Here is a 13,270-nt window from a genome sequence, read left to right on the forward strand (position 1 = left end):
GCGCTCCAATTCAGTCTTCTAAACTCGGGTAGAATGCTGCCCACGTAATGAGGGTATTGGACATGGCTTTAATCGGTCGCTACAACAGTTTGCAAGTGGTGAAACATACAAACTTCGGTTTGTATTTAGATGGCGGGGCTGACGGCGAAATTCTGTTGCCCAATCGTTATATACCCAAAGATATTCCCAGTGAAGATGAAGACTGGCTCAATGTATTTGTTTATTTGGACAGCGCTGACAAGTTAATTGCCACCACTGAAAAACCCAAAGTTCAGGTCGGTGAGTTTGCCAGTCTTAAAGTCGTCGAAGTTAATAGCATCGGTGTATTCCTTGATTGGGGCCTGCCGAAAGATTTGCTATTGCCGTACTCCGAAGAAAAACGCCAGATGACCGCCGGCGAATATGCAGTGGTGCACGTCTACCTCGACAAGCACACGCGTCGCATCACCGCCACGGCCCGCCTGGACCGTTACCTGGACAAAACCCCGGCCAATTATCAGGTCGGTCAGGAAGTTGATCTGTTGGTGGCTGAAGCCACAGACATGGGCTTTAAAGCCGTGATCAACAACAAGCACTGGGGTTTGATTCACAAAAACGAAGTGTTCAAGTTTCTGCGTGCGGGCAAGCAAGAAAAAGGCTTCATCAAGGAAGTTCGCGCTGACGGCAAGATCAGCCTGAGCCTGCAACCGGTGGGTCAGGAAGCTGCCAGCAGCCTAAACTCGAAGATCCTCAGCAAGTTGCGTGAAAACAATGGCGTGCTGCCGGTCAGTGATAAAAGTGCTCCGGAGCTGATCAGCAGCCTGTTTGGTGTCAGTAAGGGCAACTTTAAAAAAGCCATTGGCGCGCTGTATAAAGAAGGCAAGATTGCGATCCACCCGGACCGCATCGAACTGGTCTGAGCCAACGGTAATCGAAAAATACATGAGTGATTGCGGCCTGCGTGACTCTGGCAGGCTCGACATATCCCCTGTGGGAGTGGGCTTGCCCGCGATGAAATCGCGTGCGGTTTAACAGAAAAACCGCAGCGCCTGCACCGCTGGCAAGCCACGCCTCCACAGGTTTTTCGTTATATTTGAAACAGTGTTCGCTTAATTGATTGGAATCAGGGCTTGCCCGGCTCCCACAAGGGGTGGAGTGCTCGTGTAACCTTAGGCGTCAGAGCAATTTCAAATAATAACAACGGCCAAAAGGGTGTGTGGCATGAGGAAAGTAGTGTGGGCGTATGTCGGTGCGTTGCTGGCTTTTCTGGTACTCGACGGCCTTTGGCTGGGCGTGCTCATGAGTTCTACCTATAAAGAACTGTTGGGTACGTTGATGCTGGCTCAACCCGAGTGGGGCCCCGCGACGGCGTTCTACCTGCTGTATGTGCTGGGCGTGGTGTGCTTCGTTGTATTACCCGCCCTGGCTCGCGGCAGTGCCCGCAGAGCCGCGCTGATGGGCGCCTTCTTTGGGCTGGTTGCTTATGGCACATACGACTTGAGCAACTGGGCGACCCTGCAAGGCTGGTCTGCCCAGTTGGCCTTGATGGACATGGCCTGGGGCGCGCTGTTGACGTGTCTGGCATCGTTGTCGGGCTATTGGGCGTCACGCAAGCTGGCGGCCTGATTCATTCCTTTATGACACGTCCTTTTCTGCGCTGTCTTTGATCTTTTAGGTGTAGCTATGAGTGTTTCGCGGCGAGCAACGGATGCTTTCGCACTGCAAGTCATGTTGGGTCTGTGCCTGATCTGGGGCGTGCAACAGGTGATGATCAAAGTCGCAGCACCCGACATGTCGCCGGTCCTGCAGGCCGCCGCCCGCTCCGGTATTTCGGCGTTGCTGGTGGGCCTGCTGATCTGCTGGAAGGGCGGCTGGAGCCAGGTGCCGAATACCTGGCGCGGCGGCTTGCTGGCAGGCGCTCTGTTCGGTCTGGAGTTCTTCTTTATCGCCGAGGGCCTGCAACTGACCACCGCGGCGCATATGTCGGTGTTCCTTTACACCGCGCCTATTTTTACCGCGCTTGGGGTGAACTGGCTGTTGCCCAGTGAACGCCTGCGGCCGTTGCAATGGCTAGGGATCTTCCTCGCGTTTCTGGGGATTGCCTTCTCCTTTGCTGGCGGCATTTCGTTTGCCGACATGGACCGCGACATGTTGCTGGGTGATATCTACGGAATCCTTGCGGGCATGGCCTGGGGCGTCACGACTGTGGTGATACGCGGGTCCAGACTGTCTGAAGCCCCCGTCACGCTGACCCTGTTTTACCAATTGATCGTTGGTTTCGTCGGGCTGCTGGTGATTGCTCTTTTCAGCGGGCAAATCACTCATTTCAACCTGACGCCAGTAGCCGTGGGCAGCGTGTTGTTTCAAGGGCTGGTGGTGTCGTTCTTCAGTTACCTGGTGTGGTTCTGGCTGCTCAAGCGTTATCTGGCCTCCAATCTGGCGGTGTTTTCGTTTATGACACCCCTGTTTGGGGTGACTTTCGGCGTCTTGTTGCTGGACGAGCCCTTGAGTTTCAACTTCGCCGTGGGCTCGGTGCTGGTGTTGCTCGGCATCACGTTTGTCAGCGCGGAGCAGTGGGTACGTCGCAAGGTGCGTGCACTGCTGCAAAATTAATCAACTGCAAGGCCAGCACCCCGGCCAGCAGCAACCCGCTGGCGGCGATGATCAGCGCCGGGTGCAGGCTACCGCTGAAGTGACTGCTGAGGGCCGCCAGCAACGGGCCGCACAGCTGACCTACGGCAAAACAGGCAGTCAGTAAGGCGGCGTTGCGCTGGGTGGCATGGGGCGCAATATCTCTTGAGCTTTGCATCACCAGCGGCATGCAGGCCAGGAAGGGCGTGCCGCACAGGATCACACCCAGCGCCAGACCTGCACTGCTGGGTAGCAAGCAAGCCAGAACGCCAACTGCCTGAACCCATAGCGCCGCCATCAACCACAGGCGGGTTGTCCGGGGCGAGGGGCGATGAAAGCTGATCAGCACCACACCTATCGCCGCGCACAGTCCAAAGGCTGGCCAAAACAAATCGGCTTGCCATTGGCCGTGAAATTGGGCGCTGGCTATTTGCGACAAAAACGTTGCCGGAATGATGTAGCCCAAGCCATACAAGCCATAAATCGCACCCAGACGGCTGATGCCGGGATGGCGAGTACCCGAGGATGCGGCCTGCACTTGGGGAGCAAGGGCGCTTGATTGCGGCAGGATCGGCATGATCACCAGCATCATGAGTAGGGCTGCGACGGCGTAGATCAGCCATAGCATGGACGAGTTTTGCCCCCATACATTGGCAAGCAGCGCCAGCAAGCCGGTGAACACCACCCCAGCGCCAGGCCCGGCGAACACCAGAGCCCCCAGACGGGGACGATTGGCGCTAACGGCGATTTGCTGGCTCAACGAGGTGATCATCACCATCACCCAAGCACTGGCTACCCCGGCGCCAAAACGCAGGAGCAAGTGCGGCCAAAAACCTTGGGCCCAGTACGAAACCAGCGTCAGCAGCACACAAAGCCACAACCCGACATGCAGGCGGCCACGCACTTGCTCCGGGCGTTTGGCGCGAATGGCGTCCAGTGCGCCGATTAAATACCCCAGGTAGTTGGCTGCCGCAATCAAACCGGCGCCGGTCAGGTCGATCTGGCCCTCGCTGATCAAGTGCGGCAGTTGCGGGGTCAGTGAGAAACGGCCAATACCCATGGCCATCATGAGTGCGATAAAGCTGGCGAGTAAGCGGGTCAGGGGTGACATGGTGCTGATTCCTGCGGTGGGACAATGACCGTCAGGCTAGTGGCAATTGACTTTCTCTAAAATTAAATAATAGTGAGTAACTTGTTCAGTTTTGGAGAATAGTGTGGAGTTCAGCCAATTACGGATTTTTCAGGCTGTGGCCGAAGAAGGTTCAATCACCCGTGCGGCTGAACGTCTGCATCGAGTGCCATCCAACCTGTCGACCCGGCTCAAGCAGTTGGAAGAACAAATGGGTGTCGAGCTGTTCATGCGTGAGCGCCAACGTCTGCAATTGTCACCTGCGGGCAAAGTGTTGCTCGATTACACCGCTCGTTTGTTTGCTTTGCGCGATGAAGCCTTGAGCGCGGTGCAGGGCGGAGTGCCGTCCGGCAAATTCACCCTCGGCACCATGTACAGCACCGCCGCGATCCATTTGCCCAGTTTGTTGGCGAATTACCACCGCACCTACCCGGCGGTGAACCTGCACGTGCAATCGGCACCGAGCGGTGAATTGCTCGAAGGCTTATTGACCGGGCATCTGGACGCCGCGCTGGTGGACGGCCCGCTGGAGTTGGCCGGTCTGGATGGCGTCGAGTTTTGTGAAGAGCAACTGGTGCTGATCAGCGATCTGGATCACCCGCCGATTACCCGGGCTCAGGACGTGCAAGGGCGCGAAGTGTTTGCTTTCCGCCAAGGCTGCTCCTACCGGGCGCGGCTTGAAGCCTGGTACGCCAGTGATCGGGCGAGCATGGGCCGAGTCATGGAGATCGAGTCCTATCAGGGCATGCTGGCCTGTGTGGTCGCCGGGTCGGGTGTGGCGTTGATGCCCGCCTCGATGCTGGCCAGTTTGCCGGGGCGTGAAAGTGTCGGTGTACATCCTTTGAAACAACCTTTTGCCACTGCCACTACGTGGTTGATGTGGCGAAAAGGCATGCTGGGCGCCAACTTGAATGCGTGGATAGAGCTGCAGCAGACGTCGTCGCTTAAAAACACGGCTAATGCAGCGCAACGATTGGCATTGGCGTGAGTCAACAAGGGGGTGGAATTAGCCTAAAGTTCATTGACCTTAAGCAAGCATCTTGTAGGACTTAGGACTATTATCTGTACGAAGCGACCACAGAATCCTGTCGCCAGAGTGGCCCCAAGGGGGAAATATGAAAGACAAACTGAAAACTTGGCTACATGACGTTGGCGTTGCATTGGGCCTGATCGAACCGCCTCTGCAACCGGTACCGATTCCGGTCGAAGATCCACGTCGCCGCCCGCAACGCCGCCGCTGAGGCCGCGATTGCCCCGTACGCCGACTGGCTGCTCTTTGTGTCTGGTACTTGACTTGCCGAGAGGAGGTCAGGTCCATGGTTGTGCACCTGACTGATAAGAGCAGCCTGAAGGTGTGCCACTAGGTCTGTACGAAATGTATCTACGCTCGGTTATGCAGCATTGAAAACAGGCTCGGAATGCTCATTTACAACCCGTAAACTCCGCTTCCTCGCCTGTTTTCGCCTTGCCTGACCTTCGCTCGAAAACATTTCGTACAGACCCTAGCACTCAGTCCGATCAGCCCATTGAAAACTGTACGCTGTAGTTCAGCGGAACATCGTCTGTTTTTTCGGTGACCCGGGCATGGCACATGACATCCTCAACTCCCGTCGACGTTGCGCTGGCTGATCGTACAGCTGTGACTGTCGGGCGCAGCAGGCCGAATGATTGGGTAACTCTCAGCTCGGTAGTGAACGTACATTCGCGATTTCCCCAGGCGTAAGAAATAACCTCACGCAACGTTGCGGGGGTTTTTCTTGGGTAGCCGAAGTTGGTTCTATAGTTCGCCTCGAAAGAATGTTCGCTGAGCGGGTCTACATCAAAAAAGCCAGGTTCAGCCAGCGCCTTGTCCCAGCGGGAACTGTTGAGGATGATCGGTCCTGAGGTTTTATTGATGATCTCGAATGTCAACGTGGTGACATCGGCTTGAGCTTGGGTGGCACTGCATGCCAGCGCGCTCGCGATCACAGCAGCGCTCAATTTTTTTCCAAAAATAGTCATAGGGCTAAGTCCATTTAATTAAGAAGTTCTTAAGGTGTGCAGCAACATCCCTTGTTGCCACTGTTTCAAGCGTAGTTGTGCTCAATGAAATGGACGCTGTGAATGAAGCGCTATGAAAGGCGGGAACTTGCAGTGGGGCTTGTACGAAAGTTTTGCCCCGAGGGTGTGGCCGGTACAGCGTTGACGTTCTGAAAAAAGGGGCACGACCTCCGACGTCGTGCCCCTGAAGAAAGCGTGTATCAGGCGACGCTGGCCAATGTGGCGGGGCGCCGATCCAGCAGGCTGACCACGATAAAGCTCACAAGCGCTATGCCCAAGCTGTAGTAGATGGGTGTGTTGGCGTCCAGACCGTCCTTGATCATAAAGACCAATGCAGTGATAAAGCCCAGGCTCATGCTGCTAATGGCGCCTGCGGTTGTGGCGCGCTTCCAGTAAATCGCCCCGATCAATGGCACCAGCATGCCGCCAACCAACAGGTTGTAGGCGAGGGTGAGGGCGCTGATCACATCGTTGACCACCAGTGCGATGGCCAGCACGGCAAAGCCAGTGAACAGGGTGAAGATGCGGTTGATCTTCAGGCTCGATTGTTTGCCGCCGCGCAGCTTGGGCAGCAGGTCTTCGGTCAATACGGTGGAGGCTGCGAGCAAACCTGCACTGGCGGTCGACATCATGGCCGCCAGGGCCGCTGCAATCACCAGCCCGCGAATACCGTCTGGCAGCGACACTTTAACGATGGCTGCAAACGCGTTGTTGACGTTGTCCAGGTCCGGGATCAGCACATGGGCAGCCATGCCGATCAGGGCGCAGGTCAGGCCGTACAAAATGCAGTAGAAGCCCGCGAACGTACCGGCGTACTTGGCCACCTTGGCTGTTTTGGCGGTAAATACCCGTTGCCAAATGTCCTGGCCGATCAGAATTCCGAAAAAGTAAATCATGAAGTAGGTGGTGATCGTGTCCCAGCCGATGCTGGTGAAGCTGAAGTCCGACGCTGGCAGCTTGCTCACCAATTCATACCAGCCGCCGACGCGGTACAGGCAAATTGGCAGCAGGACGAACATCAGGCCTACGGTCTTGATTACAAACTGCACGATGTCGGTCAGGGTCAGCGACCACATACCGCCAATGGTCGAATACACCACGACCACGCCGCCGCCCAGCAGCACCGACACCCAGAACGGCAGCCCGAACAGCACTTCAAGCACCGTGCCGATGGCCAGAATCGAGGTCACGCCGATCATCAGGGCATAAGCCAGCATGATCACGGCGCTGGCCTGGCGGGCCATCGGGTTGTAACGCTTCTCCAGCACTTGCGTCACGGTGAAGATTTTCAGCTTGAGCAGCGGCTTGGCCAGAAACAGGTTGAGCGCGATGATCCCGCACCCCAGCGCTGCACACAGCCAGAAACCCGAAATCCCGTGCACATAACCCAAGCGCACGGTGCCGACGGTCGACGCGCCGCCGAGTACGGTGGCGGCCATGGTGCCCATGTACAGCGTCGGGCCCAGATTGCGTCCGGCAACCAAATAGTCTTCGTGGGTTTTTGCCTTGCGCATGCCGTAGTAACCCAGCACCAGCATGGCCGCAGCGTAGATAAGGACGACTAATAGATCTAAAGCCATGATGGCGAGTCTCCGATTATTTTTTTTATGAGGCGGTCAGGCGATGTGTGGCATCACCGGTTTTTTGGCTGTGGTCGTGGGCGTGCTCCGTGGATCGCCGGGTGCGAACACCGCCGCGGGTTCCGGGAACAGGCTGAGCAGGGCCAGGTACATCAGCGACGCCAACCCGAGGGTGACCGGCAAGCTGATATCAATGCCTTCGGCCAGATTACCCAGCGGCCCGACGAACTGTCCCGGCAAGTTGACGAAGCACAGGCCCACCAGCGCGCTGGGGATCCAGGCGCCCAAACCGCGCCAGTTCCAGCCGTGCTTGAACCAGTAACGGCCGCCACTTTCGCCACGGGTGAAGACTTGCAAGTCATCCGGGCAATAGAAGCCGCGGCGCACGATCAGGCCGATGATCATGATCACCATCCATGGCGTGGTGCAGGTGATGATCAGCACGGCGAAGGTCGACACGCTTTGCACCAGATTCGCCGCGAAGCGTCCGATAAAGATGAAGGCAATCGACAGCACGCCGATCAGCAATGTCGCTTTTACCCGCGACAGCACCCGTGGAAACACGCTGGACAAGTCCAGGCCGGTGCCATACAGCGACGTGGTCCCGGTGGACATGCCGCCGATCAGCGCGATCAGGCACACCGGCAGGAAGAACCAGCTCGGGGCGACGGCCAGCAGGCCGCCCACGTAGTTATTGGCCGCGATATAGTCCGGCGCCTTGCTGGCGACGATGGTCGCGGTGGCGAGGCCAAACAGGAACGGGATCAAGGTCGCGATTTGAGCCGCAATCACCGCCAGCATGATTCTACGTTTCGAGGTGTTGCGCGGGATGTAGCGTGACCAGTCACCGAGGAACGCGCCGAAGGAGATCGGGTTGCTCATCGCCACCAGCGCGGCACCGATAAAGGCGGCCCAGAAACCGGTTTGGCCCATCGCCACAGTGCCCGCGAAATGGCTGTCGAACGTTGGTGCAAAGGCGAAAATGCCCAGCAGAAACAGCCCGCTGGCGGCCCATACGGCAATCCGGTTGACCCACAGCATGAAGCGGAAGCCGTAGATGCACACCGTCAGGACCAGAATCGCGAACACGCCGTAGGCCAGGCCCAGGCTCAGGTCGGTTTCTGGAAGGCCTACCATCCGTTTGGCGCCGCCGATCAACGCATCACCCGAACTCCACACCGACAGTGAGAAGAAGGCGATTGCAGTGAGCAGCGAAAGAAACGAACCGACAATGCGTCCGTGCACACCAAAGTGCGCCCCCGAAGACACCGCGTTACTGGTGCCATTGATGGGGCCGAACAGGCCCATCGGTGCCAGGATCACGGAGCCCAGCAGCACGCCGAGCACAATGGCCCAGGCGCCGGCCTGGAACGACAAGCCAAACAGCACCGGAAAACTGCCCAGCACTGCAGTGGCAAAGGTATTGGCGCCGCCGAAAATCAGTCGAAACAAATCGCTGGGTCTGGCACTGCGCTCGTTATCCGGAATCTGTTCGACGCCGTGGGTTTCAATTTGACGCACATTATTTGGGTTATTTTTATTATTCATGATCATCTCCGATCACATTGGCTAAGGGGGCGGCAGCCCTTCCGGCATAGCGGATAAATGTTCGTGACAGGCCAGCCACAGGCCTTTTTGTTCTTGTGTGCCAGACTGTTGTCTCTTGAAGACAATGGTCTCGCGCTCCTGGCTAAAGAATTGCTCCCCTTGCATGCGCAGCTCGGTGGCCACGTCATGCACAAAAATCGCCACGTCACCTTGCAGGCTGACAAAGGCGTTGCTCGAGGTGCACGAGAGCACCTCGAACCCTTCCTCCTGCCGCCAGCTGTCCCACAGCGCCTGGTAGGCATCGCGACTCAGCAGCGGTTGGGGCAAGGTGTAAAACACAAAGCTGGCATCTGCGCTGAAGGCGCCGAAATAAGCCTCGCGGTCATTACGGGCGAAGGCTGACACCAGATCGGCGGCAGCGCTTGAAACCTCATCGTGTGCGCTCATGATCGGGCCTCAGCGATGGGCTACGCCAGGCAACACACAGAGCATTTCGTAGAGCAGGTTTGCGCCCAGCAACGAGGTGTTGCCGGTGGTGTCGTACGGCGGCGAGACTTCTACCAGATCGCAACCGATCAGGTCGAGGCCCTGGCAGCCGCGAATTACCTCAATGGCTTGAATGGTGGTCAGTCCGCCGATTTCCGGAGTGCCGGTGCCGGGGGCCCATGCAGGGTCGATGCCGTCGATGTCAAAGCTCAGGTAGACCGGGCCATCACCGACTTTCTCACGCACTTCGGCCATTAGCGGGGCCAGGGATTTGTGCCAGCACTCTTCGGCCTGAACCACGCGGAAACCTTGTTTGCGGCTCCAGTTGAAGTCTTCAGCGGTATAGCCTTGGGCACGCAGGCCGATTTGCACGACCCGGTCACAGTCGAGCAGGCCTTCTTCTACGGCGCGGCGGAACGTGGTGCCGTGGGCGATTTTTTCGCCAAACATGTGATCGTTCACATCAGCGTGCGCATCGATATGCACCAGGCCGACTTTGCCGTGCTTTTTATGAATCGCCCGCAAGATCGGCAGGGTGATGGTGTGATCTCCGCCCAAGGTTAACGGGATCACGTTGTGCTCAAGGATTTCGTCGTAGGCCTCTTCGATGATGCGCACGGCGTCCAGCAGGTTGAAGGTATTGATTGCCACATCGCCGATGTCGGCAACCGACAGCGAGTCAAAAGGCGCAGCGCCTGTGGCCATGTTGTAAGGGCGGATCATCACCGACTCGGCGCGGATCTCGCGGGGACCGAAACGGGTGCCGGCGCGCAATGACGTGCCGATGTCCAGAGGCACGCCAATAAAGGCGGCGTCCAGGCCAGCAGCCGATTGCAGGTGCGGCAGGCGCATCATGGTGGCGATGCCGGCGAAGCGCGGCATTTCATTACCGCCCAGTGGTTGATGAAGAATTTTATCCACGGGATAGGCCTCGTCGTTTGTTGTGGTTATTGCGGCCGATTCTGCGAAAGGTGCGCGACGGGAAGAATCCCTATGGGCAAATACTTAGTTCAGGTTTTTCTAAACTAACGAGGGTGTGAGAGGTTAGACTCCGGTTATTAAAAATAATAGAGATCTCCTGTGGGAGCGGGCTTGCTCGCGATAGCATCACCACGTAATAGGTTTAAACCGAGTCGCCTGCATCGCGAGCAAGCCCGCTCCCACGGTGGTAAGTGAGTTATCAATGGCCAACGCTTTACCCGATCTAAAACTATTACGAATCTTTGCCAGCGTGGTCAGGCATCAGGGTTTCGCCAATGCGCAGCAGGCGCTCAACCTGTCGACGTCAGCCATCAGCACCTACATGAGCCAGCTTGAGTCCAATCTGGGGCTGGTGCTGTGCCACCGCGGCCGAGGCGGGTTCACCCTGACCAGCAAAGGTGAGCTGTTTCATCAGGAAACCTTGCGCCTGTTAGGCGAACTGGAAGGTTTTGAGCAATACGCCGCAGCGCTCAAGGGCGAATTGCGCGGCACTCTCAATCTGGGGGTCATCGACTCCACCGTCAGCGATAAGGCCTTGCCCTTGGCCGAGGCCATCGGCGCTTACAGCCAGCAACACCCGGCCGTGCACCTGCATTTGTCAGTCATGAGTCCCTACGAATTGCAGCTGGGAGTGCAAGACAATCGCTTGGACCTGGCCATCGGCTCGTGTTCTACGCGCATGAGCGGTCTGGTCTATCAGCCGCTGTATCGCGAACAGCACTGGTTGTATTGCAGTACGCGGCACCCTTTGTTCAGCGAGCGGCGGATTCCCGAGCCGGTGATCACTCAGCAGCGCATGGTCGGACGTGGTTATTGGAGCCAGGCCGAACTGGCGCGGCACGGCTTCAAACACAGTGCGGCGACCGTCGACAGCATGGAGGCGCAACTGATTCTGGTGCTGTCGGGTGCTTATATTGGCTACTTGCCCGAGCATTACGCCGAGCCGTGGGTCGAAAAGGGTGACTTGCGCGTGCTGTTGCCTGCGACCTTTGGTTATCAGGCACCGTTTTCACTGATCGTGCGCCGTGGCCGTAGTCGAGAACCGCTGATCCAAACCTTCCGTGACCTGCTCAAAGCGCAGCTCAATCAACCCTGAACGAGAGCTTTATCTCTATGTCCCGAGCCCAATGCCCTCGCTGCTTGCGCCCGCAAACGCACTGCCTGTGCCATTTGATCCCGCAACTGGACAGCCGCACCCGTGTCTTGCTGTTACAGCATCCGAGTGAGGTCAACCATGCGCTGAACACCGCGCGCCTGGCGGCTTTGGGGCTAACCAATGCTGAGTTGCGGGTAGGCGAAGTGTTTGAGGATCTGCCAACTTTACTCAGCCCTCCGGGGTATCAGGCGTGCTTGTTGTTTCCGGGGGAGGGCGCGCAATTGCTCCAGCCGGGCATCGCGGCGGATCAAGCAGTGTTGCTGGTGGTGCCGGACGGCACATGGCGCAAAGCGCGCAAGCTGCAGCACCTCAATCCATTGCTGGCGCAATTGCCCCGCGTGAGCTTGCCCGAAGGTGCACAGTCGCGTTATCGGCTGCGCAAAGCCCCTGGGCCGGGTGCCTTGTCGACGCTGGAAGCCATCGTGCAGGCGCTGGAAATTCTCGAAACGCCCGCTTCATTCGCGCCTTTACTGCGCCCGTTTGAAGCGCTGATCGAAGGGCAAATACAAGCCATGGGCGCTGAGACTTATCAGCGCAATCATGGCGATAACCTTAAGAAAACATGAAATCTCTGTAGGAGCGAGCTTGCTCGCGAGCTTTTAAAGATCAAAAGATCGCGAGCAAGCTCGCTCCTACAGGTCCTCTGTTCGGCTCAACGTTTTTCCAGGGTTTTCTGCCGCAGGATGTAAATGCTGACCAGCACTGCGCTGGTCAGCATAAAGCCGCGTGCCCAGGGCAGCGGCACCAGGTAGCAAGACACGCCAATGCTCAACCACATCAACCCAATGGCATAGACTTTGCCCTTGAGCGGAATGCCGTTGCCGTCCAGATAGTCTCGAATCCATGGCCCCAGCCGAGGGTGCTCGACCAGCCATTGGTAAAAGCGCGGGGAACTGCGCGCAAAGCAGGCGGCAGCCAATAACAGAAAGGGAGTAGTCGGTAAAACCGGCAGGAAGATGCCGATAACCCCCAGCGCCACGCTTAGCCAGCCAATGGCAAACAGCACATAGCGCAACAGCCGCGAACGGCTGTTGAAAGGGGGTTGAGTCACTGAATCAGTGATGACGCGGCTTGAGGATGGCCGGTTTTTCGTCAGGTGCGTTGCACAGCAGGTACAAAGCAGTCAGGGCTTCCGGGATCTGCACGATCATGTCGTCCATCAGGTTGGCGTCTGTAGCGATGTCGGCGAATTCAGGCTGGTCGTCGAACAGACCCGAACCCACCATGATCGGCAGCAGCATTTCGCTGACTTCTTCTTCGGCAGTTTCGAACCAGGCGGCTTCGCGCAGGAATACGCCTTCCATGAAACCGATGCACCAGCCGCGCAAATCAGAATCGTCTGGCTCTTCGCCCAGATCCAGATCACAAGGCAGTTCGAATTCTTCGTCCGAAGCCAGTTGGCGAGCGATATGCGCCTTGAGTTGAATCAGGGTGCCTTCGATCTCGGCGCGCTGGGCGTCGTCCTTGTAATTCGGGGCTTCGGAGAAGATCGCATCAATCCATTCGCGATCAGGGACTGCTTCGGAGCAGATGGAAAGGGCTGTCAGGAAGCCGTGAGTGGCTACGTAGTCCAGCGCCTCGTCATGCAGCTCGTCAGCGTCGAGGAAGACTTGCAGGCGGGTTAGTTGCTCAGCGAAGGACATTAAAGGACTACCTAGAAAATAAACAATACCGAATTCTAGGCTTTCTTGAGCCTCCAAGCCAGTCGCAGGGCACATTTGCCATCACTTCCCGGCGATC

General features: G+C 57.4%; 15 protein-coding genes. 7 read left to right on the plus strand and 8 right to left on the minus strand.

What is annotated here, in order from left to right; translation table 11 throughout:
* The first annotated feature begins 62 nt into the window (after nucleotides 1-62).
* The 3 genes from RHM56_RS07975 (at nucleotide 63) to RHM56_RS07985 (ending at nucleotide 2,592) form a co-directional block, all read left to right on the plus strand.
* Complete coding sequence (locus tag RHM56_RS07975) at nucleotides 63-899, plus strand: S1 RNA-binding domain-containing protein (protein WP_322240232.1); 837 nt, start codon at nucleotides 63-65, stop codon at nucleotides 897-899.
* A 301-nt stretch (nucleotides 900-1,200) separates the two neighbouring features.
* Nucleotides 1,201-1,605, plus strand: coding sequence for a DUF2177 family protein (locus tag RHM56_RS07980; RefSeq protein WP_322240234.1), 405 nt, complete (start codon nucleotides 1,201-1,203; stop codon nucleotides 1,603-1,605).
* 57 nt (nucleotides 1,606-1,662) lie between these two features.
* Nucleotides 1,663-2,592, plus strand: coding sequence for a DMT family transporter (locus tag RHM56_RS07985; protein WP_322240235.1), 930 nt, complete (start codon nucleotides 1,663-1,665; stop codon nucleotides 2,590-2,592).
* Here RHM56_RS07985 and RHM56_RS07990 read toward each other — a convergent pair.
* Nucleotides 2,540-3,721: an MFS transporter gene (locus tag RHM56_RS07990; RefSeq protein WP_322240237.1), complete on the minus strand. Its 1,182-nt coding sequence runs from the start codon at nucleotides 3,719-3,721 to the stop codon at nucleotides 2,540-2,542. The two genes, RHM56_RS07985 and RHM56_RS07990, sit on opposite strands and share 53 nt — an antisense overlap.
* A 103-nt stretch (nucleotides 3,722-3,824) precedes the next feature.
* On the opposite strand from RHM56_RS07990, the gene ptrR reads away from it, so the two are divergent.
* Nucleotides 3,825-4,727 (plus strand): putrescine utilization regulator PtrR, encoded by a 903-nt coding sequence (gene ptrR, locus RHM56_RS07995; protein WP_322240239.1) that lies wholly within the window; start codon nucleotides 3,825-3,827, stop codon nucleotides 4,725-4,727.
* Nucleotides 4,728-4,854: 127 nt separating this feature from the next.
* Nucleotides 4,855-4,980 (plus strand): PA1414 family protein, encoded by a 126-nt coding sequence (locus RHM56_RS08000; protein ID WP_322240241.1) that lies wholly within the window; start codon nucleotides 4,855-4,857, stop codon nucleotides 4,978-4,980.
* 277 nt (nucleotides 4,981-5,257) lie between these two features.
* Here RHM56_RS08000 and RHM56_RS08005 read toward each other — a convergent pair whose 3' ends face one another.
* The 5 genes from RHM56_RS08005 to speB form a co-directional block, all read right to left on the minus strand.
* Nucleotides 5,258-5,740 (minus strand): hypothetical protein, encoded by a 483-nt coding sequence (locus RHM56_RS08005; protein WP_322240243.1) that lies wholly within the window; start codon nucleotides 5,738-5,740, stop codon nucleotides 5,258-5,260.
* A 239-nt stretch (nucleotides 5,741-5,979) separates the two neighbouring features.
* Nucleotides 5,980-7,359 carry a sodium:solute symporter gene (locus tag RHM56_RS08010; RefSeq protein WP_322240245.1) on the minus strand — a complete coding sequence of 460 codons (1,380 nt, stop codon included), beginning with the start codon at nucleotides 7,357-7,359 and terminating at the stop codon, nucleotides 5,980-5,982.
* A gap of 36 nt (nucleotides 7,360-7,395) precedes the next feature.
* Nucleotides 7,396-8,907 (minus strand): purine-cytosine permease family protein, encoded by a 1,512-nt coding sequence (locus RHM56_RS08015; RefSeq protein WP_322240247.1) that lies wholly within the window; start codon nucleotides 8,905-8,907, stop codon nucleotides 7,396-7,398.
* Between the two features lie 21 nt (nucleotides 8,908-8,928).
* Entirely contained in the window at nucleotides 8,929-9,354 is a 426-nt protein-coding gene (locus RHM56_RS08020) for a YybH family protein (RefSeq protein WP_322240249.1), read from the minus strand.
* 9 nt (nucleotides 9,355-9,363) lie between these two features.
* Nucleotides 9,364-10,314, minus strand: a complete 951-nt coding sequence (gene speB / locus RHM56_RS08025; RefSeq protein ID WP_322240251.1) for an agmatinase — start codon at nucleotides 10,312-10,314, stop codon at nucleotides 9,364-9,366.
* Nucleotides 10,315-10,576: 262 nt separating this feature from the next.
* Between speB and RHM56_RS08030 the strand changes: the two genes are divergently transcribed.
* Together RHM56_RS08030 and RHM56_RS08035 are read left to right on the plus strand one after the other, a co-directional pair.
* Nucleotides 10,577-11,470 (plus strand): LysR family transcriptional regulator, encoded by an 894-nt coding sequence (locus RHM56_RS08030; protein ID WP_322240252.1) that lies wholly within the window; start codon nucleotides 10,577-10,579, stop codon nucleotides 11,468-11,470.
* Nucleotides 11,471-11,487: 17 nt separating this feature from the next.
* On the plus strand, nucleotides 11,488-12,096 hold the full coding sequence (locus RHM56_RS08035; protein ID WP_322240254.1) for a tRNA-uridine aminocarboxypropyltransferase: 609 nt from the start codon (nucleotides 11,488-11,490) through the stop codon (nucleotides 12,094-12,096).
* An 86-nt stretch (nucleotides 12,097-12,182) separates the two neighbouring features.
* Here RHM56_RS08035 and RHM56_RS08040 read toward each other — a convergent pair whose 3' ends face one another.
* Both RHM56_RS08040 and RHM56_RS08045 read right to left on the minus strand, forming a co-directional pair.
* Nucleotides 12,183-12,581 carry a YbaN family protein gene (locus RHM56_RS08040; protein ID WP_322240256.1) on the minus strand — a complete coding sequence of 133 codons (399 nt, stop codon included), beginning with the start codon at nucleotides 12,579-12,581 and terminating at the stop codon, nucleotides 12,183-12,185.
* 4 nt (nucleotides 12,582-12,585) lie between these two features.
* On the minus strand, nucleotides 12,586-13,173 hold the full coding sequence (locus tag RHM56_RS08045) for a YecA family protein (protein ID WP_322240258.1): 588 nt from the start codon (nucleotides 13,171-13,173) through the stop codon (nucleotides 12,586-12,588).
* Between the last annotated feature and the right edge of the window lie 97 nt (nucleotides 13,174-13,270).

It is taken from the genome of Pseudomonas sp. CCC3.1, from assembly GCF_034347405.1.
Classification (GTDB): Bacteria; Pseudomonadota; Gammaproteobacteria; order Pseudomonadales; family Pseudomonadaceae; genus Aquipseudomonas.